The sequence below is a fragment of the Neisseria cinerea genome, from assembly GCF_900475315.1.
GTDB lineage: Bacteria > Pseudomonadota > Gammaproteobacteria > Burkholderiales > Neisseriaceae > Neisseria > Neisseria cinerea.
In genome coordinates, this window is sequence record NZ_LS483369.1 from 1,233,031 (window position 1) to 1,258,306 (window position 25,276).

Here is a 25,276-nt window from a genome sequence, read left to right on the forward strand (position 1 = left end):
AAGGCCGTCTAAAACTCGGTTTCAGACGGCCTTTTAATTTTGCCTATTTAAATCCCATTTTCTTTGCCACCCATACTGCGCCTGCCATGCCTGCGCATAAGGGCATGAGTAAGGCAACAGGGGCGTAGGTGAGCTCTAAAATAAAGACGATAGCCGTCAGTGGCATTTTGAGGGAAACACCGAGAAAAACGGCGGCGCCGACAACGGCCGCGCTTTCAGACGGCATTTCTGGGAAAACGCTGTTCCACGCTGCTGCTGCGGCAAAGGCGATGGTACTGCCGAGCATCATGGACGGGGTAATTAGGCCGCCGTATGCGCCTGCCGCCAACGCCATCAAGACGACCAGCCATTTGACGGCGGTCAGCTCAAGGCTGTGTTGCCAGTCGGTCAATCCGCCAAAGGTCAGTTGGTTGCCTGCTTTGCCGTTGCCCAAAATTTCGGGAAACCAAACGGCAATCGCGCCGATGAGCGCAAACATGCAGACTGCCAAGGGAATGATTTTGATATTGTCGCGCTTGATGAAGGGGAATTTTGGGGCGGTACGCTGGAAAAAGACGGCGGTTGCGCCCAGTATCGGGCCAATGACGGCGGAAAACCAAAGTAATGAGGTGCTGACGGCAAGGTTGGCCGGATGATATTGCTGCACGTCGCCTAAGCCGATGCGCGCGACGGCGGTGGCGATGACGGAAGTCAGCAATGCGGCGGCGACGGCTTGCTGCGTCCACACGCCCAGCATGGCTTCGAGGATGAAAAGTGTGGAGGCGAGCGGCACATTATACACGGCCGCCAAACCCGCACCCGAAGCGCAAGCAATCAGCAGCCGCATTTCGTCTTCATCCAAACCCAACCGCCTGCCGCCGGCAAAAGCAAACGCGGCAGTCATTTCGCGCGGCGCCACTTCCCGTCCGAGCGGTGAACCGAGTCCGACCGTTATGATTTGCAGCAGAACATGGAAAACCGTCGTCAGAAACGGCAGCCCCTGCAACGGCTGCTTCAATGCCGCCTTGATTCCGATGAGCGGTTTGCCCAAGGCTTTCAGCAACCACCAGCCGCCGCCTGCCAACATACCGCACAGGATCAATACGCCCAAACGCCGCCCTTCCGAAGCATGAGCCACACCTTCGCGGAACGAGATGTACGCACCGTCCGCGCCATAACCGTATGCCGTATGCTGTATGAAGTGCATCAGTTCCGTCAGCACAATGCCGACCAAACCGCCGATAACGCCCGCTGCTGCCAGGGCAAACCAAAGTTTTCTGCGTCCCACTGTCGTTCCTGCCGTTCAAATGCCGTCTGAACACGGTTTTCAGACGGCATCCGTTTCCTATCCGCCTATCCGAACAGGCTGCGTACACGCTCTAAACCGCCGAAGTTGATACGGGCATCGGCGGCGGCCTGCGCTTTCGGTTTGGCGCGGTAAGCCACGCCTATGCCGGCTTCTTTGAGCATCGGAATATCGTTCGCACCGTCGCCCATCGCCAACACCTGATGCGGCTGCAATCCGAGGCGGCTGCGGTATTCTCGCAATAAATCCGCCTTTGCCTGCGCGTCGATGATTCTGCCTTTCAGACGACCGGTCAACCTGCCGTTTTCAATTTCCAAAATATTGGCGTGTTGGTATTCAAAGCCGAGTCGTTGTTGCAGCCTTTCGGTAAAAAATGTGAACCCACCGGACACCAGCAGGAATTTCACATTGTGCCTTTTGCATTCGTCCAACAAAAATTCCGCACCGGGCGAGAGCTTTAAAACGTTTTCATAAACATCTGCCAAAACACTTTCGTCCAATCCCGCCAACAGGGCGACGCGGCTGCGCAACGACTGCTCGAAATCCAACTCTCCGCGCATGGCGCGCTCGGTAATTTCCGCCACGCGTTCCTTCAAGCCGGCACACGCCGCAATTTCATCGATGCATTCGATGGTGATCAGCGTCGAATCCATATCGCTGACAATTAAACCGAGTTCGCCAAAATCCATATCCGGCAAAACGGCGAAATCCGTTTCCATCCGCCTCATATTTTCACGCATTTCGGCAGTTGGGGAAAAATCGCCGCCAACCGGCATCCTGATACGCCCGCCCTGATTTTCCGGTTTGTGTTCCAGACAACGGGACACCACACGCAAGGCTTCCTCATTACCCTGCAACACCAAGACCTTATCCATACCGCCCCTTCTTCCCGACAAAAGGGACATTATAGTCGCAACAAAAAAACACAGACAATAAATACAAACCATCCCGTCAGGGATGGCCTGCCGCCTCAGATAGTGCACCATGTGCGCTATTGCCATATCGGACAAAATTCGCTATAACCGATGGTTGCTGTTTCATATATAACAATCAGGTGCGGACGACAATTTCCTCAAACTCCCGCCTGCCTCAACCAAAAGGATTCAGAGATGAAAATCGGTATCCCACGCGAGTCATTATCCGGCGAAACCCGCGTCGCCTGTACGCCTGCCACCGTTGCCCTGTTGAGCAAACTGGGCTTTGAAACCGTTGTCGAAAGCGGCGCAGGTTTGGCGGCAAGTTTGGATGATGCCGCTTACCAAGCGGCAGGCGCGACCGTTGCCGACAAAGCGACGGTTTGGGCCTGCCCTTTGATTTATAAGGTCAACGCGCCGTCCGAAGGCGAGCTGCCGCTGCTCAAAGAAGGGCAGACCATTGTCAGCTTCCTGTGGCCGCGCCAAAACGAGGCTTTGGTCGAAGCCTTGTGCGCCAAGAAAGTCAACGCGCTGGCGATGGACATGGTTCCCCGCATTTCCCGCGCGCAGGCTTTGGACGCTTTGTCTTCAATGGCAAACATCAGCGGCTACCGCGCCGTAATTGAAGCCGCCAACGCCTTCGGCCGTTTCTTCACCGGTCAAATCACCGCCGCCGGCAAAGTGCCGCCCGCGCAGGTTTTGGTGATCGGTGCAGGTGTGGCAGGTTTGGCGGCGATCGGTACGGCAAACTCGCTCGGCGCAGTGGTGCGCGCGTTCGATACCCGCTTGGAAGTGGCGGAACAAATCGAATCAATGGGCGGTAAGTTCCTGAAACTCGACTTCCCGCAAGAATCGGGCGGCAGCGGCGACGGCTACGCCAAAGTGATGAGCGACGAATTTATCGCCGCCGAGATGAAGCTCTTTGCCGAGCAGGCGAAAGAAGTGGACATTATCATCACTACCGCCGCCATTCCGGGCAAACCCGCGCCCAAGCTGATTACCAAAGAAATGGTGGAAAGCATGAAATCCGGCTCGGTCATCGTCGATTTGGCGGCGGCGACGGGCGGCAACTGCGAACTCACCAAGCCGGGCGAATTGTTCATAACCGATAACGGCGTGAAAATCATCGGCTACACCGACATGGCAAACCGCCTTGCCGGACAGTCTTCCCAGCTTTACGCCACCAACTTGGTGAACCTGACCAAGCTGTTAAGCCCGAACAAAGACGGCGAAATCACGCTGGACTTCGAAGACGTGATTATCCGCAACATGACCGTTACCCGCGACGGCGAAATCACCTTCCCGCCTCCGCCGATTCAAGTTTCCGCCCAGCAGCAGCAAACGTCGTCTGAAAAAGCCGCGCCTGCCGCCAAGCCCGAGCCGAAACCCGTTCCCCTGTGGAAAAAACTCGCGCCCGCCGTCATCGCCGCCGTGTTGGTGCTGTGGGTCGGCGCGGTTGCACCCGCAGCATTCTTGAACCACTTTATCGTGTTCGTCCTCGCCTGCGTCATCGGCTACTACGTCGTCTGGAACGTCAGCCACTCGCTGCATACCCCGCTGATGTCCGTGACCAACGCGATTTCCGGCATCATCGTCGTCGGCGCACTGCTGCAAATCAGCCAAGGCAACGGTTTCGTGACCCTGCTTGCCTTCATCGCCATCCTGATTGCCAGCATCAATATCTTCGGTGGCTTCTTCGTAACGCGCCGCATGTTGAATATGTTTAGGAAAGGATAAAGCATGACTTTTGCCTATTGGTCCATCCTGATTGCCTGCTTATTGCCGCTTTTTTGTGCAGCGTATGCCAAAAAAACCGGCGGATTCCGCTTCAGCGACAATCATCATCCTCGTGATTTTCTGGCGCGTACCCAAGGTGCCGCTGCCCGTGCCCATGCCGCGCAGCAAAATAGTTTTGAAGCATTTGCGCCATTTGCAGCCGCCGTTTTGACGGCACACGCAACCGGCAATGCCGAACAAGCAACCGTCGACACACTTGCCGGCCTATTCATCCTGTTCCGCCTTGCCTTTATCTATTGCTATATCGCCGACAAAGCCGCCATGCGCTCACTGATGTGGGCAGGCGGATTTATCTGCACCGTCGGGCTGTTTGTGGCTGCCGCCTAAACAGATGCCGTCTGAACAGTTCAGACGGCATCAAAAACAAATCATCGAAAATCGGAGAATTTCCATGTCTTCAGGATTAGTGACAGCGGCGTATATCGTTGCCGCAATTTTATTTATCTTCTCGCTGGCGGGGCTGTCCAAGCAGGAAACCGCCAAACAGGGCTGCTATTCCGGCGTCGCCGGGATGGCGGTTGCCTTGTTTGTTACCGTGTTTTCCGAAAACACCCACGGACTAGGCTGGATCATCATCGCCATGCTCATCGGCGCGGCAATCGGCATCTACAAAGCAAAAAAAGTAGAAATGACCGAAATGCCCGAACTGATTGCCCTGCTGCACAGCTTCGTCGGCTTGGCGGCGGTTTTGGTCGGCTTCAACAGCTACATCGAGTCGGGCAACGTTTCGCACGATATGCACACCATCCATCTGGTCGAAGTCTATTTGGGCATTTTCATCGGCGCAGTAACCTTTACCGGCTCACTGGTCGCATTCGGCAAGCTCAACGGCAAAATCAGCAGCAGCCCGCTGCAACTGCCCGCCAAACACAAGCTCAACGCACTGGCACTTGGCATATCGTTTGTGTTGCTGCTCGTATTTGTCGGTATTGACGGCAGCGGCTTCATCCTACTGATAATGACCCTGATTGCCCTCGCATTCGGCTGGCACTTGGTCGCCTCCATCGGCGGCGCAGATATGCCTGTGGTCGTATCCATGCTCAACTCCTACTCCGGCTGGGCGGCCGCAGCGGCAGGCTTTATGCTCTCCAACGACCTGCTCATCGTCACCGGCGCACTGGTCGGCTCAAGCGGCGCAATTCTATCCTACATTATGTGCAAAGCCATGAACCGGTCGTTTGTTTCCGTGATTGCCGGCGGTTTCGGCAGCGACAGCGGCACATCATCTTCCGGCAGCCAAGAGATAGGGGAATACCGAGAAGTCAAAGCTGCCGATGTTGCCGAAATGCTGAAAGGCGCAAACAGTGTCATTATCACCCCGGGCTACGGTATGGCAGTCGCACAAGCGCAATACCCCGTTGCAGAAATCACCGAACTTTTGCGTAAAAACGGCACCGAAGTACGCTTCGGCATCCACCCCGTCGCCGGCCGCCTACCCGGTCACATGAACGTACTGCTTGCCGAAGCCAAAGTCCCCTACGACATCGTTTTGGAAATGGACGAAATCAACGACGACTTCCCCGAAACCGATGTAGTCTTGGTCATCGGCGCGAACGACACCGTCAACCCGGCCGCCCAAACCGACCCGAACAGCCCGATTGCCGGCATGCCCGTGTTGGAAGTGTGGAAGGCAAAAGAAGTCATCGTCTTCAAACGCTCGATGAACACCGGCTACGCAGGCGTACAAAACCCGCTGTTCTTCAACGAAAACAGCGTAATGTGTTTCGGAGATGCGAAGAAAACCGTGGATGACATTCTGTCCGAACTGAAAAAATAAACGCACAACAAAATGCCGTCTGAAAATCAATACTTCAGACGGCATTTTTACACAAATCACAGTTTTAAATCACTCAGCTGCCAAGGAGCGTGACCATATCCGCACCACCAGCCAAAATTCCAAACCACGCTTTTATCTATATCGGAATAAATGCTGAACAGTATGTCGTCTGAAGTGTTGACAAGCGAATACTGCAAGAATACATTCCTCATCCAGCCGTTCGTTAACTTTTCCATGGGCAAAATTGTAGCCCGAAGGATGTAAGCAGTGGACGGCCGCACCGTCGATATATCTCAACAATCCTTCTTCAGCTCATTCCTTTAATGCCTTTACAGCATTATTCCTGCCATAAATACTCGCCAGCTTGTTGATTTGATGGTAGCCCTGATATATACAGGAGCACCCTTTCCGTCTCAAGAACAAGCATCTCAAAAAGGCATTTCTGACTACCGGCAAAGTAAAACCCTCTAAGTAATACTTAGAGGGTTTTAAAATTTGGCTCCCCGACCTGGGCTCGAACCAGGGACCTGCGGATTAACAGTCCGTCGCTCTACCGACTGAGCTATCGGGGAATAGCTTTAAATATTAATTCAAAATGCAGACTATGTCAACATATATTTACAACTGATTGTACTCAGCCTTTGAATATACAGCCCTTATATACTTTCTGCAATATGTCTTGCCGCACGTTTTGCGTCCAACAAAATTAAACCAAGCTTGCCGCTTTCTTTTGCCATCAGCACCAATACTGCATCTTTGCCTGCCTGGCTCAAAAGGATGTAGCCCAATTTTCCCTTAATCATAATCTGCTCCAACTCACCGCAGGCAAGCTCATTTACCGAACGACTGGCCAAAGCAAGCAAAGTAGCAGAAATCGCACCCACCCTATCCGAATTCAAATGCGAAGGCAACATAGTCGCCATCGGTAATCCATCGGTTGAGATAACGGCAGACGCGATAATATCCGTAGATGTATTGTTTAAATCTTCAAGGATTGAAATCAATAATTGCTGCATAACCCCTCCTGTCCTGCTTTACACACGGTTACTGTAACGGCGGTATAAAATCCTTACTAGAGTAACAAATGCCTCCTTACTCAAGTCCGGAATGCCACCGACAACCAAAATAAGCTTGGTTGACCCAATATACAATGGGAAAAATGTCAGTTCGCTCTGACCGGAAGGATCGCAAACCCCCCAAGCATTATTGTTAATATACAGATTATTCCTAACCAATAGCCGGTGTTTCTTTTCCATCTGTGCGACTTCTGCCGCCAGCAACCCTAATTCTTCAGCCGCCTCATGATGAAAATTGGCATTGGCAAGATACAGACCATTCCTATCGACCAATAATGCCTTACCACTGCCGGACAACTGTTCCATCAACAACGGCAATTGTTCGTCTGCAAAATTAATACCGTCAGAATCACCATTTTCATCACCATAGAGAAATTCAAGTTTTTGCAGACGGTACAGCAAATTTAAAGCGGTATCAATGTCGGAGGTATCTGCCCAAGCAAGCAGTTTCTCGCTACTAACCACTTCACCGGGGTCTGCCTTCAGCAAACCGTGCAGCAAAGTTTTGCCGGCACTCGGAGTATCGCTGGATACTGCATAGAATGCGCCGGCCGGGGTCAGGCGGGGATATAAATTCGTTTGTAGTGAAAGTGTTGATTCCATGTTAAACCTCCAGTCCCGGATCAATAGAAAATAACATTGCACTAACCAATTGTTTTACGTCATTTTCCTTACGGGCATCAATTTCGAAAACCGGAACATTAAGATTATGTTTTGCAAGATATTTGTGATACACGTCGATACCGGGCTGTGAGCGTATATCCATTTTAGTAATACCGATAACGACCGGCGCCGTTTTCAGCAATCCTTGAAACGAATCCAAGAAAAATTCCAAATCTTTCAACGGATTAGTCCGTGCATTATCTAAAAGCAAAACCAAGCCCATACTGCCTTGACTCAGAATTTCCCACATAAAGTTAAATCGTTCCTGACCCGGGGTACCATACAGGTGAACTTTAGTATCTTCATCCAGATAGATTACGCCATAATCCATTGCTACGGTCGTATTCCTTTTTCTATCCAAAGTCATATCAGATGCCGAAGCATCAGTCTGAATGGGAGGATCGTCTGAAATAGCTGCAATAGCCGTGGTTTTTCCCACACCGACAGGACCGGTGAAAATAATTTTATTTTCTCTCATATCTCCGCTCCTAATTACCCAACAGTTTTTTCATCAGCCTTTGAAGAAGACCTCGCGGCTGTGTTTGTGATGGTGCAGTCATTTTTACCGCTTCTTTTGCCATTTCACTGTCTGAGGCAGAGTTGACTCCGATATCTATCTTATCTACCGTATCATGATATGAATGCTGGGAGACCGTCTTCAAATCTACAGATAAGAACCCAGTTGCATAGGTTGCCGCAATATAATTCAAAATATCATTAATACTCAAAGGCATAACTTTATACAACACATTAAGGTTAACGGATGTTTTAGTTAAAAACGCCGATAGCCGTATCGATTCCGGCACATGCGCCAACCTAGTCAAATTCGGCCAAGACCTCAACGTAAACAAGGTATCCGGAGAGATCGGATAAATTAACCTACCCTGTGCCGTCCAAATAGAAAGCTGCCACATACAGGACATGATGCTGACTTTTGCTTTTTCACGCCACTGGGGATTATCAGGAACGACTTTACAGCCTACCTGCACATTATCGTCCTTACACAACTGCTCAAGTTTTTCCGCACTTTCTGTCAGAAGAACCCGTTGTATTGAGGGAAAAACGATAAGAACCGGCTTTCCTCCGTGTAAAATGGCAATATCCTGCCCGTTCTTTTCTGCGAATCGCAACGCTCCCAATAAACCTTTATTCGGATTGAAGCGGCGTATTGTTGTCGTGCGTTGCTCATTGCCACTGCCTTTTGCAGACTGACCTACAGGCGCAGTAAACGATTTCCCATAAACATTTTCTCCCTGCAATAATTTGCGGAGCATGGGAAACAATGTTTCAAACCGGATTGGTTTAGGCAGGTAGGGAACTTCAGCATCAGGGGCTTTCTCGGAACATACGGTAACAGGTATATCCTTATAACGTTCACCAAACTCCTTCCAAAGATCCAGGCCGCCCTCTGCATCAGTATCCACTAAAACCAAATCAGGTACAATACTGCCGTCTGAAGAAGGTACCGTTTCATAACGGGTGGTATTGTGCATTTTGAATGCCATTTTAAAAATGGATTCCTGATGCGCCGTCATCCCCGCCAACATAACGTGTACTGTTTTAATTTTCGGTATTTGTACTTCCATTTTTTATTATTCCCCGTACCGTTTTATTTTTTTATATTTCGATTCATACGCTGCAGCAGCCGGCTCATCAGCATGACGACTTCTTCCGGCAATCTGTCAGCACGCTCCCTCAGTACCCTTAAAAACTGCCCCAATCTACCCCAATCTTCGGTACGTTCATAAATATCGATTAACGTAATATACAGCTGGGATTCGTCCGGATATTTCAATACCGCCTGCTCCAACACATCCATTGCCGCATCCAGTTGACCATACATCAGCAACGATTCTACTTCTTTAATCGCATCGTCTGCCGGAGATACATTGGCATTGATTAATGAAGAATCTTGAAGTACCAAGTCCCGATATTGTGCTTTTGATTTCTGTATATTTTGCGGCAGATACCCATGCCCCATACCGATGTCTTTAATTTGCTGATCGTCCGGTCCTTTTTCCAAATCATCGAAGACTTCATGGTAGCCCAGGCTGTATCCCCACCCCAGCATTCTCTCTTTTACCTGTCTGCCATAGTTTCCCAATGCTTGATAAAGCTTCCACAGGTGCCCAGCAAAACGATCGATGTCTGCATGTTGGTAATCAAGTTTGAGTGCATCAATAATCAGGTTGGCAGGTTTCTCAGAAGCCTGAATGGCACGGTCATATTGTTTTGATGCCGTTTCGTAACTAACTTTGCCTTTAAGGATTTTTGCACCTTGATCTGCACGTACCAAACCAGCAATTGCACCAACCTCCTCCTGGCTAATTTCGGAAACGTCTTTTTTACCCCGAACGATCGGAATACGCTTGACTTCTCCTGCTTCACGCTCTTGAACAGCCGCATCCGGCAACGCAGACGCAGAATCCGCCGTTACAGCACCATCCTCTGTACATTTCTCAATCTCTTGGATGCTCCAACCCAAACCTTCTTCAGCCAAAACCCGTATACGCAAATGGTTGGGATCGAGCTGTAATGCCTGTTGAACATATTTTGCCAGAAGTCCGGAAGGTATCAGACTGCCGTACTTCTGCAAATTATCTGCCAAAACATCTACATCCCCCACTTCAAGGTTGGTATCGAGCAATTCGCGGATAAGGTTTTCAGGCTTGTCTTCATCGTCCGGAATACTGTTCAAATAAGCAGCCAGGGATTCGGCTGCCTTACCCTGATACCCGAATTGTTTATAAACCTGATATTCCGTCAGTGGATCGACTTCTTGCGCAGACACGGCTGCAGATGCGGTTTCAGCACTTTCATTCCACGACCAGTCCGACTGCGCACCGTCTGATACTGAACGGTCTACCTGACCAATCCAGTCCGTATCATCATGATCAGATGATTGTCCTTTTGAATTGCCACCGCTTTGTGACTTGTGCTTCGGTATTTGTTTACCTTGTTTTGCACGCATGACCAAAAGCACCAGTAACACAGCTACCAGTGCCAAGCCGATAATTAATGAGTTTTCCAAAGGATACTCCCAATACCGTAATGAACAAACATGAATGGTTAAGCCGTCCGAGACGGCAGCCGCCCACTTTTATTATTAACAATTAACTGAAATAGACTTAAAGGAGCAGAATCATACCATAATTTAACTTTTGGCAATATGCCTAAGATACAAGTTTTATTACATTCTACTTTATATTTTATATATTTAAATATATTGAATTTTATTCCACCTTATCCTTTTCACCTTCATTAAGCTTTACTTTTTATCCTTAAATCCTGCCTTGCTAATTTCCGATGTTAGTTCAAATACTGCGATAGACTCAACATGGGATGTATGGGCAAACATATTCATTATTCCCACCTGGCCGAGGATATAGCCTTTTTCAACCAACACGCCCGCATCCCGTGCTAAAGTGGAAGGATTACAGGACACATAAACGATTTTTTTCGGGAGATAAGGCGGCTTCAATGATCTAACGACTTCATACGCACCGCTTCTGGGAGGATCTATCAACATTTTGTCAAATTTTCCCCATGAGGCCACCGTATTCTCGGTGCAATCAAAGAGGTTGGCAGCAATAAAATCTGTTTGTCCGCCGCAACCGTTTAACCGTGCATTTTGCCGGGCACGCCCGACCAGATTTTCCGCACCTTCGACACCAACCACACTCGCTCCGCTCTTGGCTATGGGCAGACTGAAATTGCCCAAACCGCAAAACAGGTCCGCAACTCGCTCACCCTGACGTATGTCGAGCATTTTTACCGCGCGTGAAACCATCAGCCGGTTGGTATCTGTATTAATTTGCGTAAAATCTCCCGGCCGGAACGGCATTTCAATGCCGAATTCCAGTAATGTATATTTTAATGTCGTATCTTTTTGGGGATAAAACGGTTCCGATACCTTTCCTTCGATTTGCAGCCAAATCTGCCAGTCATCCGACAATTCCGAATCAAACCACTGCCTAATCCGGTTTTCATCATTCTGCCGAAGTTTGCTCTTGAACGCGATGTTCAATACGGTGATTTCACTGCCGCGATAAAACTCGGCAAAACGGGCAACATTTCCCTCTTCCGCCAAATCCTGCAAAAGCTCCCTGATAGCCGGCAGCTTGTCTGAAACAGGCTTCGGAATCAGCATACATGACGAAATGTCCACCACATCATTCGTTTTCTTTGCCTGAAACCCCAATTTCAGACGGCATGATTTGTCTAATGACACACTGAACCGCGCCCTATCCCGATAATGCCATACATGTCCGTAAATCGGCGGCAATATCTGCTTCGGTTTGACCTTACCGATACGCTCGAACTGCTCTTCCATAATCCTTTGTTTGAACGCCACCTGCGCTGTCGGAGAAATATGTTGCAGGGAGCAACCGCCACAGCGTTCAAAATAACGGCACTGCGGGACGGTACGCTCATCCGAAACCTTGAATATCGCTACTGTTTCCGCTTCGTCAAACTGCTTTTTCTGTTTGGTAATCTGAAAACCGACTCTTTCAGACGGCAATGCTCCTTTAATAAAAACCGTTTTACCGCCGACCTTTGCCACGCCCCTGCCTTCATAATCCAAGGCGGAAATTTCCGCGACATTTACTTCCGTCTCCATTCCCAAATCCGTCCGTACTGTACCGAAACGCATATTTTCGCACAAAACCTCACGGTTTCAGGTATGATTTGCCAAAACACCATCGAACGCACACTATATTTTGATATGAATAAAACAATCTGCCTCACCGCCGTACTGTCTATAACCAGTTTTTCATACGCGCATACAGTTATTCCCGATGTTTCCCCCATTGCGCAAGGTCAACATGTCTTCATCAACATCCCTCAGCAACGCCTGTTCCTCTACACTGACGGCAACCTAACCAAGGTCTATCCCGTTGCAGTAGGACGAGCCATGACTCAGACCAACTTGGGTGAACATAAAATCGGTGCAAAAGCCTACAACCCCGTTTGGCATATCCCCAAATCCATACAAAAAGAACGCGGCGACGGCGTGAAAACCATAGCCGCTGGTCCGGACAACCCTTTAGGGCCGGTTTTTGTCCGCTTAGGCGACCCAAAACTAGGTTTGGGCATACACGGAACCAATGCACCGGCCAGCGTTCCCGGAGTCCGGAGCCACGGCTGCGTCCGCATGAAATCGCCCGATGCGCTCGAATTTGCCAAAACTATCGCCACAGGCTCACCTGCATCTGTCATCTATCAAATGGCCGGTCTCAACGAAGATGCAGGAAACAACCTTTGGCTTGCAGCCTTCCACGACCCTTACGGTAAGAACAACCTTGACATTGCCTCGCTGAAAAAAAGTATTGCGCAATGGGCAAAAACACAGGGTAAAACCATCGCATCCGGAAAAATCGATGCCGTACTTAAAGCACGTACCGGCGCGCCCGTCTGCCTGACCTGCGGTAAAAACGGCAAGCTAAAGATGCCGCTTAGATCGCTGGCATGGATGCAGGGTTCTTCCGCATACAGCCAACCCGAAACACCGGCCCAAGTTATTCAATCCAATCCTGATGAACCGTCTGTCCCGCAGACTGAAGCAAAACAGCCGGCTCAAAGCATCCGCCCCGTTCCCATCCTGCCTTCCAATAGAAGGCCTACTGTCGAATCCATACCTCAGGCAGAAACAGAAACCCTTGAAAATACTGCTTCTGAAACGGTCGACCTGCTGTTCTAGACCATTCTTCCGGCAAAAACAAAATGCCGTCTGAACTGTCTTTCAGACGGCATTTCGCATTCATCTTCCCATCAAAGAAATCAGTAATCAACCTGCTCTTTGATAATTTTCAAGTCAGGATAAGACAACACGATGTCGTATTCACGGCCGTTTTTATAGGCCTCTACTTCCAGCACAGGCTTACCCCAATGGTCGTCGGCATCGACATCGTGAACTTGATAACCGCGCTGTTCCAACATTTTCACAGCTTTTACGCGGTTCTGTTCAAAATTGGGATCACCGTAAATCTGACGCTCTGCATGGTCACCGGCAAATGCAGCAGCGGCACTCAGGGAAATAACAGCGGCCAATAACAATTTTTTCATTTTCAGTCCTTTCTTTATCGACTTATTGAACAAGAAGTATTTTTCAATGCCGCTATTAAAACACAGCCAAATTAGGTTTGAATTAGCAGGAAGTTAAAAAGCGTAAAATGCCGTATGAAAAAACAGAGCCGTAAACGGCTCTGTTTTTCTTACACTTCTTTAGTTTCGGTTGCCTTCTGGCGCAAACGCAGGCTCAATTCGCGCAGCTGCTTGTCATCCACACTGTTAGGTGCATTGGTCAGTAGACATTGTGCACGTTGTGTTTTCGGGAAGGCAATCACGTCGCGGATAGATTCGGCACCGGTCATCAGGGTAACCAGACGATCGAGACCGAATGCAAGGCCGCCGTGAGGAGGCGCACCGAATTTCAGGTTGTCCAAGAGGAAGCCGAATTTCTCTTGTTGCTCTTCAGGGCTGATTTTCAGTGCGGCGAACACTTTTTCCTGTACGTCGGCACGGTGGATACGGATGGAACCGCCGCCGATTTCCCAGCCGTTCAACACCATGTCGTAGGCACGGGCCAAGCAGTTTGCAGGATCGGAAACCATCAGGTCTTCATGACCTTCTTTAGGCGCGGTAAACGGATGGTGTACGGCAACGTAGCGATCGGCTTCTTCGTCGTATTCGAACATTGGGAAGTCGACAACCCACAAAGGTTTCCATTCGTCTACGAAGTAGCCATTATCTTTGCCGTGTTCCAAGCCTACTTTGATACGCAGCGCGCCGATGGCTTCGTTCACGACTTTGGCTTTGTCTGCGCCGAAGAAGATGATGTCGCCGTTTTGCGCGCCGGTACGCGCAATGATTTCTTTCAGGGCGTTTTCAGACAGGAATTTCACGATTGGAGATTGCAGGCCGCTGTCTTCGCCATCGGAGAGGTTGCTCACATCGTTCACTTTGATGTACGCTAAACCTTTCGCACCGTAGATGCCAACAAATTTAGTGTATTCGTCGATTTCTTTGCGGCTGAATTTCGCACCGTTAGGCACGCTCAGAGCGACTACGCGGCCGCCTTTCATGTCGGCTGCGCCACGGAAAACTTTAAATTCTTCCGTTTTCATCAGGTCGGTCAACTCAGTAAATTTCAAGTTGATGCGCATATCCGGTTTGTCAGAGCCGTAGTAGAACATGGCTTCAGAGTAAGGCATGCGTGGGAAATCGCCCAAATCTACGTTCAAAGCATCTTTGAAGACTTGTTTGGCCATGCCTTCAGTGATGTCCATGATTTCATCCTCGTTCAAGAACGAGGTTTCCAAGTCGATTTGAGTGAATTCAGGTTGACGGTCGGCACGCAAGTCTTCATCACGGAAACATTTGGTGATTTGGTAGTAACGGTCGAAACCCGCCACCATCAACAGTTGTTTGAATAATTGCGGAGATTGCGGCAGAGCGAAGAATTCACCCGGATGAACGCGGCTCGGCACGAGGTAGTCGCGCGCGCCTTCAGGTGTGGAGCGGGTCAGCATCGGCGTTTCAATGTCGATAAAGCCTTGCGCGTCCAAGTAACGGCGAACGCCCATAGCGACTTGGTAACGCAGGCGCAGGTTGCGTTGCATGGCAGGACGGCGCAAGTCGATAACGCGATTGGTCAGGCGAACGTTTTCGCTGATGTTTTCATCGTCGATTTGGAACGGAGGCGTAGCAGCGGCGTTTAATACTTCGATTTCTTTGGCGAGAATTTCGATTTTGCCGGAAATCATTTTGTCGTTGGTTGTACCTTCGGGACGGTTGCGTACGCGGCCGGTAATGCTCAAAACGTATTCGTTGCGGGCGGAATCGGCAGCAGCAAACGCTTCCGGAGTGTCGGGGTCAATCACGACTTGGACGATGCCTTCGCGGTCGCGCAGGTCGATAAAAATCACACCGCCGTGGTCGCGTCGGCGGTGTACCCAGCCTTTGACGGTAACGGTTTGGTCTAAGTATTGCTCGCTAATCAGACCGCAATAGTTGGTACGCATAAAATCACCTTTTATTATTGATTTGAACTGAAAACAGGAAATGCCGTCTGAACGACGGCGTTATTGTTGTTCGGGCAAATCCGCCTTTTCAGACGGCATAGGTTCTGCCAATGTTTTAACGGGCAGGTCATCAGGCATGACCATACCTAAAGAAATAACATATTTCAATGCTTCGTCCACGCTCATATCGAGTTCGCGCACATCGCTTTTCTTAACCATAATATAGTAACCGCCGGTCGGATTTGGCGTGGTCGGAACATACACGGAAAGATAATCGTCATCCTGTGGCAATGCACCCTTAAGTGCGTTCGACACCTGCCCTGACACGAAAGCAATCGTCCAAATACCGGGCTGGGGAAACGGCACGAGTACCGGTGTTTTAAACGAACGGCTGCTGTCGGAAAGCAGGGACTCGGATACTTTTTTAACACTCGAGTAGATGGATTTCACAACCGGAATCCTACCCAACAAGCTGTCCCACGCGGCAAGAATCTGCCGGCCCAATACGTTTGCGGCAAATAATCCGGTTACAAATAATACTGCAATGGCGACAATAACGCCGAGCCCGGGGATGTTGAACCCCAAAACGTATTGCGGACGCCATTGTCTCGGAAGCAGGTTGACGAGTTGGTCGGATGCGGAAACGATATAGGAAATAACCCAAACCGTTACCGCAATCGGCAGCCAGACCAAAATGCCTGTAATCAGATATTTTTTTAACGCCTTGGCAGTTTTACCGCCTTCGGCTGCAGGTTCCGTCATCTTGCTTGATTCCGACAAAGTTTGTGCAAACTACGCATTATACGCTCTTGCCAGAATTCAAACGAGCTTTTTATCTCATACACCGTAAAGCCTCCGATGGCTTCAGACGGCACCGCCGACTTGATATTACTTACCCGAACACGGTTCAGATACCGTCCCAATCATTAAACATCAAACCGAAACCGATACCGCTCTGTTTGCGGTTATAGTCGATAAGGCTCTCTCCATAACCGTGAAAGCCGCGCACTACACCCTTAAGCTTGCCTGTAATGGGAAAAGTATAGGCAGCCTCTACTGCGCCATAACCCGTTTTAGGGTTGTAACGCAGCACTGAATACACATTCTTCCTGTCATTCAAACGGTACTGAACTTTCACATCGCCATAACCCATATAGTCGGCAATATCCGGGTTGTCGTTTTGATCGCCTCCTTGATCAAATACGCGCATCCACACACGCGGCACCACGGTCAACTTTCCCCATTCCATCCCCGCCACAGCATAAATCCTATTCCACGAACGCGACTCCGGACGGCTTTGCCCGTTGGACTGGTGAACAAAACCAGCACCGAGCATACGCAGCCTACCGCCCCAAGGCAAGTCAGCCTTCACGGGCTGGGTCAGGAAGATTTCAGGCTTATAATCCGTATTTCGGAACGGTGCGGATTTCCTGCCCTGATTGAAAATCTGCCAGTCTGATTTCTGCGTATAACCGAACCACAAATCCGCACGGCTCTTGAACAAATCCTCAGCGATTTTGCTTTTAAACGAAATCTGAAGTTTTGTTTCCGCACGCTTTTGCTGCCCGAATCTCTCTTGTTCGGTTATGCCGCGCGTTGGTGAACTCGGAGAATAGTTGGGCGAACTGTTATACCAGAACGGCATAAGGTACATTGGATTATGCTCGCGTACACTCAGAAGCCCTCGCGTATCGTTTCTATCTAAATCATACATCAGGCTCAACGGCGTATATGTAGCTTCCGTAGCTCCTGCTTGATCGCCAGACGGCACATCTTCGTCAACCACGATGACAGCCTCTTTCTTATCTAAGCTGCTTCGTACGGTTTCGGTAAGATTAAGTACAGATTTTGCCTCATGCTGCCCGGATTTTCCCGGCATATCCGGCAACCGTACCGCAAATATTCTGTCATAACACGCCAAGCGTAAAGCATCGTCTTTCAAATTATGACATTGCACCGCAGTCTCGGCGAAGGCAGACGCAACCGGTAGCAAACCTATCAAAAAAATATAACGCACATTCTGTTTATTCATCTCCATCCCCATTGCCGACACATTGTTTTAAGACGGTATTTTATAGCGTGTTCAAATAAAAAACCGTACATTTTCCGATATTTTAAGCTTTGGCCTTCCCAATGCGAAAAACCCCGAAACCGTCAGGCCTCAGGGTTTTTTGCTTATTACATATAAAAAACCGCCTTGGCGGTTTTGCAAAAATCAAGCCAGGGCTTTTACTTTTGCAGACAAACGGCTTTTGTGACGTGCCGCTTTGTTTTTATGGAATACGCCTTTATCGGCGATACGGTCGATAATTTTAACAGACTCTTTGTAAACCGCTTGTGCAGCTGCCTTATCGCCTGCTTCGACTGCTTTCAATACTTTTTTCACTGCAGTACGGAATGCGGTACGCAGGCTAGCATTGTGTGCGCGTTGTTTGACGGACTGGCGGGCACGTTTGCGTGCTTGTGCGCTGTTTGCCATGTTGGAATCTCCTGAAAAATAAATTCTCTAAACGCGCAATTTTAAAGAGGGTTTACATTATATGCAAGTCTTTTCTCCTTATTATTACACAGGAAGGTTTCACAGCCCGTAAAAACGGTCAAAACTGCAACCTATTTGGCGAACCTTTCGCAAACAAGGCAATTTTTTAGAAAAATCAGTTCAATGCGCTTTGGTTTTGCAAAAATTTACTTTACAATAGCCGCGCCTTGCGCCGGGGTATCAATGGGGCGCTTGGTTTCTTTTTTATCCAACCTCTTTCATCAGGAATCTACCCGTATGAAAAAATCTGTATTAGCCGTATTGGCCGCATTGTCTTTGGCCGCATGCGGCGGTGGCGAGAAAAAAGCCGAGCAACCTCAAGCAGGCAGCGCGCCTGCTGCCAATGCCGAGGCAGCCGCCACCGATACTTTGAATATCTACAACTGGTCAAACTACGTTGACGAAAGTACAGTCGAAGACTTCAAAAAAGCCAACAATTTGAAGCTGACTTACGATTTGTATGAAAACAACGAAACGCTGGAAGCCAAAATGCTGACCGGTAAATCCGGCTATGACTTGGTTGTGCCAGGTATTGCCTTCCTGCCGCGCCAAATTGAGGCAGGTGCATACCAAAAAATCAACAAGGATCTGATTCCGAACTACAAAAACATCGACCCTGAATTGCTGAAAATGTTGGAAACTGCCGACCCGGGCAATCAGTATGCCGTTCCATACTTCTCAGGCGTGAATACGATTGCGATTACGGCGAAGGGTAAAGAGCTTTTGGGTGGCAAGCTGCCTGAAAATGGTTGGGATTTGCTGTTCAAACCCGAATATACCAACAAGCTGAAATCTTGCGGCATCGCTTTGTGGGATACCCCGAGCGAAATGTTCCCAATCTTGTTGAACTACTTGGGTAAAGATCCTAAAGGCTCGAATCCTGAAGATTTGAAAGCAGCGGCGGAAGTGTTAAAGTCTATCCGTCCTGACGTGAAACGTTTCAGCCCTTCCATCATTGACGAATTGGCGCGCGGCGACATCTGCTTGGCGGCAGGTAACGGCGGCGACTTGAACTTGGCCAAAGCGCGTTCCGAAGAAGTGAAAAACAACGTTGGTATTGAAGTGTTGACGCCGAAAGGCATGGGCTTCTGGATTGAATCTTGGCTGATTCCGGCCGATGCGAAAAACATCGTCAATGCCCACAAATACATCAACTACACACTTGATCCCGAAGTGGCTGCGAAAAACGGTATTGCCGTAACCTTCGCGCCGGCCAGCAAACCTGCACGCGAAAAAATGCCCGCCGAGCTGGTGAACACACGTTCTATTTTCCCGAACGAGCAAGACATGAAAGACGGTTTCGTGATGCCTCAAATGAGCGCAGATGCAAAAAAACTGTCTGTCAACTTGTGGCAAAAAATCAAAGTCGGTTCCAATTAATCCGGAATATTGAAAAATGCCGTCTGAACAGAATTTCAGACGGCATTTCTAATTTTACCGAAATATCCGTGCCGTTTATCTATTGCCTTGATGCACGGTTGCTTAGGTTAAAACTTCATCTCCAAAGTCAGGGTGTAATTTCGTCCCGGTGCGGCGTAGCGGTTATATCTGCCGACATTATTGTGCCTATTAACCGCCCCGTCGGCAGTCTGCCTTACAGACTCCCAAGTGGTATACCGGTAGTTGAAGAGGTTATACACGCCTGCGCGCAGGGTCAGGTGTTTCTTGATATTGTAATATCCGGAAACATCCGTAACATGCCAAGGCCGCGTCCGCCGTGATGCTGCTTTTTTAGCATTGGCATTACCGTTCAACAGCGCCTGGCTGCCGAGCAGTTCGTCAACAGATTTTGCCTTGGAATAAGTAAACATCGTATTGATGCCCCATATTCCGTCAGGATGGTCGTAACCCAAACCCAATACATATCGTGAAGGTTGGACGGCATCAAAGAGATATGAAGTTACAAACGTCCTGTCGGCGCGTATATCGGCATCTTTGACCTTGATACGGTTATAGGCAAGCGTGGAATACAACCCGTCTGGCAACCCGCCCCATACGCCGTGCCAATCAATTTTACCCAAAATATTGATACCGGCTATCCGTGCATTTTGAGCATTTCGGTATCCGGGGTCGCCAGAAGCCGAAGTTTGTCCGTTTTGAGTTCGGGTTTCATAACCGAATGCAATCAGGTCGCGATAGGCATTGTTGAAATAGCTGGCTTCCAAATTGCCGAAGTCCCCTTTAAATACAATACCTGCCTCTCTATTAAAGGATTTTTCCGGTTTCAGATCCAACGTTTTCAAAGACTCCCCGGCTCTCCAGCCGTACATTTCGGCAAACGACGGCAGACGGAAGCCCGTAGAAGCGCGATAAGTCAAATCCATCCAGGTGAAAGGTTTGAGGACTACGCCTGCGTTCCAAGAAAGGTTGCGGTGAGTGCCGGTAGAGACACTCTTATCTTCCGAATGCGTACTGCGGTAATCGTAACGTATGCCTGCTCCGACATCCACCCACCTGCCCAAACGAACATTGTCTTGAACGGCTGCATAATAACCGTTGCCGCCAATATTCCTCGGTGTGCAGTCTGTATAGGTGTTATTGCCGAAACGGCATATCGGCGATGTATTGACCGTGGTCTTGCCGATAGACACCCAATACGGTTTGCCTTGGCTTCCGTTGGGCGACTGCGCCCCTTCCGGAGTTTTCGATCCATATGCCTGAACTGCGTTTTGCAGATAATAATCGCTGTGGGACAATTGCGACTTAAAGCGGTCGTACCCTAGATTGATACTCAAATTGTGACGGATTTTGGCCGTATCAAATGCCTTTTTAAATACTGCTTGGAACAGGTTTCGGCTTTCTTCATAAATCATCCGGTCGGATTTATAGAAGGAATACGGTTTATTGCCGTCGGGACGGCAATTTTTATCCGAACCGTCGTGAGAGCAATGCGTCTGCTGCAAATGGTTGTCCAAATCTATACCTTGCCGGTCATAAGAAAGTCGGGCGTAATCGGTCCAAGTATCCTTGTCAGCATTATGGTAAACATATTCGACCCCGTAGCGATTTTTAGTATGGCGTTCATCATAAAACACGCCGGTACCGTAACCGATACCCTGCAATGTACCGCTCTCTCCCTGAACAAACAGCCTTTCGGCCTTATTATTGCCCGAATATTTGCCAAAGCCGCTCGGCGTACCGTTTCTCCGGACGCTGTCATTCAGATCGGCCTCGGTAAAATAGGCAGGAACAGTCATATCCCGTGTATTAAAGGTCTGCTGCGTACGTTCAAGAACGGCTCCGACATAATGGCGGTTGTCCAAATGCCAACCCGGTCGGAACAGCCATGATTGGCTGCCATACTCAAGCGGGTCCGCAAGGAAGCGGCTGGGGCCGGTATAATCCTGCGTGCTGACAGTTTTGTGCTCATCTTTGGCCAAAGCATCTTTTTTCGCATTGTCTTTACAGGCCGCATATCCATTGGGGCATTCTTCTTCGACAATGAAATTTGCGTACGGATGGGTATCCTCGACCGGCACCAGCCGATTGAAGCTCTGCACACCCTTGCTAGCATCTTTATGCGCATGAATTTCCTGCCCCCGCCGTTTGGTATAAATAAGGAGGGCTTCCGCGCCGCCGCTGCGTCCTGCAAGCGCAAGGGACTGTGTCAGGGCATGGTCTTTTCCAGAATAGGCAGTTTTACTCTGAATGCCCCACTGTTTTCCCTCTCCGATAATGTCGGCTGCGGTTTTGGTTTGAAATGCGACCGAACCTGCCAATGCGCCGTTTCCGTATTCTGATGAATTCGAACCCTTGCTGATTTCAACGGCCTTGACGTTTTCATACTCAATTTCATTGATTGCGCCGCTGCTGCCCGCCGTCCTCGTCCCACCCAATGCCGCCTGCGCGGTGTAGGACTGTATTTGCGAAACGCCGTCTACCGTTAAGGAAACGCGGTTTTTATCCATGCCGCGTATTGAATAGCCGGAACTTGCGCCCCGACCCTGTTCGACCACGGCAATACCCGGATCGTAACGGGTCAGGTCTCGGATATTCAAAACCTGTTCTTTACTTAGCGTCTCGGAAGATTTGACCAGCTTGCCCAGCCCGGTTACTTCGTTATCACGGCGGGTTTTCTGTTTTTTCGCATTGACCTGCACGGTATCGAGCTGCTTTTCCATCACTTGTCCGGACGGTAAAACATCCGCATAAGCAGGCAGCGCAGTCATCAGCGACAGGCATAAAATATTTAATCGGAACAAATGTTGCTGTTTCATATCATTTCTCTACTTACTGCCTTCAGACGGCATTTAAAGCCGATATGCCGTCTGAAGAACTTTCCTCTGTCAACCGGCAGCCCAGTTTACCGGACAAGCTGTTGGCGTTTCGTACCGAATACCACTGCCGCCTTGCCGCTTTCTCCCTCCAATGTATTTCCGGAGAACGATCCGCCCATCTCAATGGCGTTTTTGCCGTAGAAGCCGCCGGACACATCTGCACGGATATTCGTTCGTTTCGGATCGATGGTATTTTTCGGATCTAATGCAAAGCCGTTTTCACCGGTTTTCGCCACACCTGAAAAACCGTTGCCCTGAATCGTGGCAGTGATGGTGAATACGGGGGCAATGCGGTCTTTCGCCGTCAGCATACCGTTGAGGGTTTTCTCGGCAAAATTAACTTTAAACTCCGCCCGGTTACCGCCTTCCTTATTGGAAGGTTCGGCACTCCAGCTCGTACCATTAACAATAGTACCCGACCATGTACCGCGATATACCGCCTCTCCCGCCGTTACAGGCATATCGGAAACCGGCGTACGGCTGCCCTGCAGGAACATATCGTGCGAACCGCCGTGTTCCAACACCCCGAAATGCAGGTAATCCAAATTGGAGCAGCATACCGACACCTTCACGCCGTCTTTCTCAAATACATGCTGGAATGCCGTCTGAGTGCCTTCGGACGGCACAAGCGCAAGCTCCACGCCGTCAATCAGCAGTTTGGCCACGTTGCCGAAGCTGTCAATCTGTTTTTTCACAAAATCCGCACCGATGCGGTAAACGTCCATAAAGGTTTCAGCCAATGGCTTTTCTGCACCGTCTTTCTGTTTCGCGCTGAATACGGCAAGCACTTTCTTATCGTTTGCCAAAAACTTACCACCCAACTCGTCGCCCTGAGGCCCGTAGAAACCACCTTCCAGACTGTCAGAATCAGAAACGAAGGGATGACCGTTCCCAGTATCTTTATCCGCGGCCAACGCCTTACCTTTGAAGCGGTTGCCGTGCAGGTTAGCCTGAATGTCGTACCGTTTAATTTGTTTGGTTTTATTTTCGGTTTCGTTATGGGTAATCCGGTTATTGCGGTAGAGCGCGCCGGTCATGGTCTTGGCGGCGAAGTCCACCTCAAACTCGCTGGTCAGCCCGAAATCGGTCTGACCTTTCGGTGCCTCGCTTTCATTGCGCAAAACATCCGCTTCCTCGGCAGACAAAGCCCCGTACCTATCCCCCGCTGGCGGACTACCCAACTGGGGAAACTTCTGTTTTTCCTTGGCATCGGTTACATAATCCCAAGTACCTTTGTAAATTGCCTTGCCTGTCGGCAGAGCTTGGGAAGGATTGCTGCCTTTGTAGAAAAGGTAGCCGTCCGGACCGAAAAGGGCGATATTGTTTTTGGGATCGATTTTATTGGCACCGTTGCGGTAGATATAGCCCGAGCGGACATACTTGAATTTCGTGTATCCTTCCACGCGGCTTTTGCCGTCACCCGTTGTGATGGATTCGTTCAGCGTACCCTTATCCATCGCAAAAATGTCATCCTTTTGGGGAAACTTATCCGGTTCACCCGCCGCCAATTTCACCCAATCCGCATCCGACAGCGGCTGATGCCCCTGCTTCACGTTGAAATGGATATTCCGACGCGGTATTTTGGCTGCAAAACCGTAAGCAGAACGTTCGTTTTCCGCCGCCTGCGCTTCACCGGGTTTTACCGGTTTCTCAGTCTGTTCGTCTTGGTATTTCGGTGCTTCGGACTGTGGGTTGCGCTGTTTCGTTTCCACGCTGTCCAAATCGAAACTGCCGCCGCCCGCGCAAGCAGAAAGCAGCAGCACAGGCAGGATGCCGGCTGCTTGGGCAATAAGTAATTTTTTCATATCAACTTTTTTAAAAATGATAATAGTTCATATTGTATTAACTTAAAATGTAATTTGCAAACATTTTCTGACGTACTTTCACAAAAAAACACCCGCACATCCTTACTCCGGATATGCGGGTGTTTGAGCAAACCTTGCCTAACCCAAAGACACCATTTCAATCTGCTCCATCGTCCTACCCAGAAAACGCTCGCCGATGGTTCTGAATTTCAAAGGAATATCGCTGACATAAAAACGATAGTCGGGATTATTGTTGTCAGTATTGAGTAATCCCTCCTGCGCAAGGACGCGTGCTGTTTCTTCAGCCGTCGTAATTGCAGAATCAACCAACGCGACATTGCCCGCCTCCCTGCCGATTAAGGGCTTGAGCAAGGGAAAGTGCGTGCAGCCCAACACCAGCGTATCGATACCGTCTGCAAGCAATGGTTTGAGGTATTCGCATACGGTCAGGCGGGTAACTTCATGTTCCAACCAACCTTCCTCCACCAAAGGGACGAGCAGCGGCGCAGCCTGCGTGCGGACGAGCGTATCAGGGTTGTTCCTATGGATGGCGCGCGCATAAGCATTGCTGTTAACTGTCGTATTAGTGGCGATAATGCCGATTTTATTGTTGCGCGTCGTTGCCAGCGCGGCTTTCGCGCCGGCGGAAATCACGTCCAACACAGGCATATTGCCCGTCTTTTGACGGATTTTCTGCCCCGCCACCGCCGCAATCGTATTACACGCGATAACCATCGCCTTAACATCGTGTTCCAGTAGAAAATCGACAATCTGCATGGAGAAATGCTCAATGGTCGCCTTCGACTTCGTCCCATAAGGCACACGCGCCGTATCGCCGAAATAAATGATGTTTTCCATCGGCAGCCGCTCCATCAGCGCGCGCACATTGGTCAAACCGCCGATTCCTGAATCAAAAACACCGATGGGGCGCTGCCTGCCGATATTTTCCATCCTTCTTCCAATCTGTCCTAAACATACAATCCGCGTATTGTACACGCGCCGCTTTTTCTTGACAGCCATGCCGTCTGAAAGCAGAACTTGTATTTGGCTGTTATAATGCTCGGACAGGAAGCATCCGCCCCTCAGATGCAAAGTTTGCAAAACCTGCAAAACTGCCCA

Annotated in this window: 22 protein-coding genes and 1 tRNA gene; 5 read left to right on the forward strand and 18 right to left on the reverse strand. The window is 49.6% G+C overall.

The window, feature by feature from the left end; translation table 11 throughout:
- Positions 1–43: 43 nt before the first annotated feature.
- Together DQM57_RS06390 and serB are read right to left on the reverse strand one after the other, a co-directional pair.
- Positions 44–1,267: a chloride channel protein gene (locus DQM57_RS06390; RefSeq protein ID WP_167395553.1), complete on the reverse strand. Its 1,224-nt coding sequence runs from the start codon at positions 1,265–1,267 to the stop codon at positions 44–46.
- Between the two features lie 65 nt (positions 1,268–1,332).
- On the reverse strand, positions 1,333–2,160 hold the full coding sequence (gene serB, locus DQM57_RS06395; RefSeq protein WP_111727303.1) for a phosphoserine phosphatase SerB: 828 nt from the start codon (positions 2,158–2,160) through the stop codon (positions 1,333–1,335).
- Positions 2,161–2,394: 234 nt separating this feature from the next.
- Here serB and DQM57_RS06400 point away from each other — a divergent pair, with 234 nt between their 5' ends.
- The 3 genes from DQM57_RS06400 to pntB all read left to right on the forward strand — a co-directional run bounded on the left by DQM57_RS06400 (position 2,395) and on the right by pntB (position 5,773).
- Entirely contained in the window at positions 2,395–3,936 is a 1,542-nt protein-coding gene (locus tag DQM57_RS06400) for a Re/Si-specific NAD(P)(+) transhydrogenase subunit alpha (protein WP_111727304.1), read from the forward strand.
- A gap of 3 nt (positions 3,937–3,939) precedes the next feature.
- Positions 3,940–4,323, forward strand: coding sequence for an MAPEG family protein (locus tag DQM57_RS06405; RefSeq protein WP_108044051.1), 384 nt, complete (start codon positions 3,940–3,942; stop codon positions 4,321–4,323).
- Between the two features lie 64 nt (positions 4,324–4,387).
- Positions 4,388–5,773, forward strand: a complete 1,386-nt coding sequence (gene pntB / locus DQM57_RS06410) for a Re/Si-specific NAD(P)(+) transhydrogenase subunit beta (protein WP_111727305.1) — start codon at positions 4,388–4,390, stop codon at positions 5,771–5,773.
- Between the two features lie 56 nt (positions 5,774–5,829).
- Here pntB and DQM57_RS09565 read toward each other — a convergent pair whose 3' ends face one another.
- From DQM57_RS09565 to rlmD, 8 genes are all read right to left on the reverse strand, one after another.
- The gene (locus DQM57_RS09565; RefSeq protein WP_145960430.1) at positions 5,830–6,009 is read right to left on the reverse strand and encodes a hypothetical protein; all 180 of its coding nucleotides are present in this window, start codon (positions 6,007–6,009) and stop codon (positions 5,830–5,832) included.
- Between the two features lie 260 nt (positions 6,010–6,269).
- A tRNA-Asn gene (locus tag DQM57_RS06415) sits at positions 6,270–6,345 on the reverse strand.
- A gap of 84 nt (positions 6,346–6,429) precedes the next feature.
- Complete coding sequence (locus DQM57_RS06420) at positions 6,430–6,789, reverse strand: roadblock/LC7 domain-containing protein (protein WP_003676648.1); 360 nt, start codon at positions 6,787–6,789, stop codon at positions 6,430–6,432.
- A gap of 18 nt (positions 6,790–6,807) precedes the next feature.
- A complete protein-coding gene (locus tag DQM57_RS06425) occupies positions 6,808–7,452 on the reverse strand; it encodes a peptidase M23 (RefSeq protein ID WP_107960621.1) in 645 nt (214 codons plus the stop codon).
- 1 nt (position 7,453) lies between these two features.
- Positions 7,454–7,990, reverse strand: a complete 537-nt coding sequence (locus tag DQM57_RS06430; RefSeq protein WP_003676651.1) for a GTP-binding protein — start codon at positions 7,988–7,990, stop codon at positions 7,454–7,456.
- A gap of 10 nt (positions 7,991–8,000) precedes the next feature.
- Positions 8,001–9,098 (reverse strand): response regulator, encoded by a 1,098-nt coding sequence (locus DQM57_RS06435; protein WP_107960620.1) that lies wholly within the window; start codon positions 9,096–9,098, stop codon positions 8,001–8,003.
- A 23-nt stretch (positions 9,099–9,121) separates the two neighbouring features.
- Positions 9,122–10,543 (reverse strand): tetratricopeptide repeat protein, encoded by a 1,422-nt coding sequence (locus tag DQM57_RS06440; protein WP_167395554.1) that lies wholly within the window; start codon positions 10,541–10,543, stop codon positions 9,122–9,124.
- Between the two features lie 237 nt (positions 10,544–10,780).
- Positions 10,781–12,133 (reverse strand): 23S rRNA (uracil(1939)-C(5))-methyltransferase RlmD, encoded by a 1,353-nt coding sequence (rlmD, locus tag DQM57_RS06445; protein ID WP_111727306.1) that lies wholly within the window; start codon positions 12,131–12,133, stop codon positions 10,781–10,783.
- Between the two features lie 105 nt (positions 12,134–12,238).
- On the opposite strand from rlmD, the gene DQM57_RS06450 reads away from it, so the two are divergent.
- The gene (locus tag DQM57_RS06450; RefSeq protein ID WP_167395593.1) at positions 12,239–13,213 is read left to right on the forward strand and encodes a L,D-transpeptidase; all 975 of its coding nucleotides are present in this window, start codon (positions 12,239–12,241) and stop codon (positions 13,211–13,213) included.
- 80 nt (positions 13,214–13,293) lie between these two features.
- Here DQM57_RS06450 and DQM57_RS06455 read toward each other — a convergent pair whose 3' ends face one another.
- The 5 genes from DQM57_RS06455 to rpsT all read right to left on the reverse strand — a co-directional run bounded on the left by DQM57_RS06455 (position 13,294) and on the right by rpsT (position 18,015).
- The gene (locus DQM57_RS06455; protein ID WP_039854296.1) at positions 13,294–13,578 is read right to left on the reverse strand and encodes a PepSY domain-containing protein; all 285 of its coding nucleotides are present in this window, start codon (positions 13,576–13,578) and stop codon (positions 13,294–13,296) included.
- A gap of 149 nt (positions 13,579–13,727) precedes the next feature.
- Complete coding sequence (gene aspS / locus DQM57_RS06460; RefSeq protein ID WP_111727308.1) at positions 13,728–15,536, reverse strand: aspartate--tRNA ligase; 1,809 nt, start codon at positions 15,534–15,536, stop codon at positions 13,728–13,730.
- Between the two features lie 60 nt (positions 15,537–15,596).
- A complete protein-coding gene (locus DQM57_RS06465; protein ID WP_111727309.1) occupies positions 15,597–16,298 on the reverse strand; it encodes a DUF502 domain-containing protein in 702 nt (233 codons plus the stop codon).
- Positions 16,299–16,443: 145 nt separating this feature from the next.
- Positions 16,444–17,580 (reverse strand): phospholipase A, encoded by a 1,137-nt coding sequence (locus DQM57_RS06475; RefSeq protein ID WP_197711718.1) that lies wholly within the window; start codon positions 17,578–17,580, stop codon positions 16,444–16,446.
- A gap of 171 nt (positions 17,581–17,751) precedes the next feature.
- Complete coding sequence (rpsT, locus tag DQM57_RS06480) at positions 17,752–18,015, reverse strand: 30S ribosomal protein S20 (RefSeq protein WP_003676672.1); 264 nt, start codon at positions 18,013–18,015, stop codon at positions 17,752–17,754.
- A 297-nt stretch (positions 18,016–18,312) separates the two neighbouring features.
- Here rpsT and DQM57_RS06485 point away from each other — a divergent pair, with 297 nt between their 5' ends.
- The gene (locus tag DQM57_RS06485; RefSeq protein WP_049321971.1) at positions 18,313–19,455 is read left to right on the forward strand and encodes an extracellular solute-binding protein; all 1,143 of its coding nucleotides are present in this window, start codon (positions 18,313–18,315) and stop codon (positions 19,453–19,455) included.
- Between the two features lie 107 nt (positions 19,456–19,562).
- On the opposite strand, the gene DQM57_RS06490 is transcribed toward DQM57_RS06485, so the two are convergent.
- From DQM57_RS06490 to murI, 3 genes are all read right to left on the reverse strand, one after another.
- The gene (locus DQM57_RS06490; RefSeq protein ID WP_111727311.1) at positions 19,563–22,292 is read right to left on the reverse strand and encodes a lactoferrin/transferrin family TonB-dependent receptor; all 2,730 of its coding nucleotides are present in this window, start codon (positions 22,290–22,292) and stop codon (positions 19,563–19,565) included.
- Positions 22,293–22,378: 86 nt separating this feature from the next.
- A complete protein-coding gene (locus tag DQM57_RS06495; protein WP_111727312.1) occupies positions 22,379–24,157 on the reverse strand; it encodes a transferrin-binding protein-like solute binding protein in 1,779 nt (592 codons plus the stop codon).
- A gap of 138 nt (positions 24,158–24,295) precedes the next feature.
- Positions 24,296–25,108, reverse strand: coding sequence for a glutamate racemase (murI, locus tag DQM57_RS06500; RefSeq protein WP_039854299.1), 813 nt, complete (start codon positions 25,106–25,108; stop codon positions 24,296–24,298).
- Positions 25,109–25,276 lie beyond the last annotated feature (168 nt).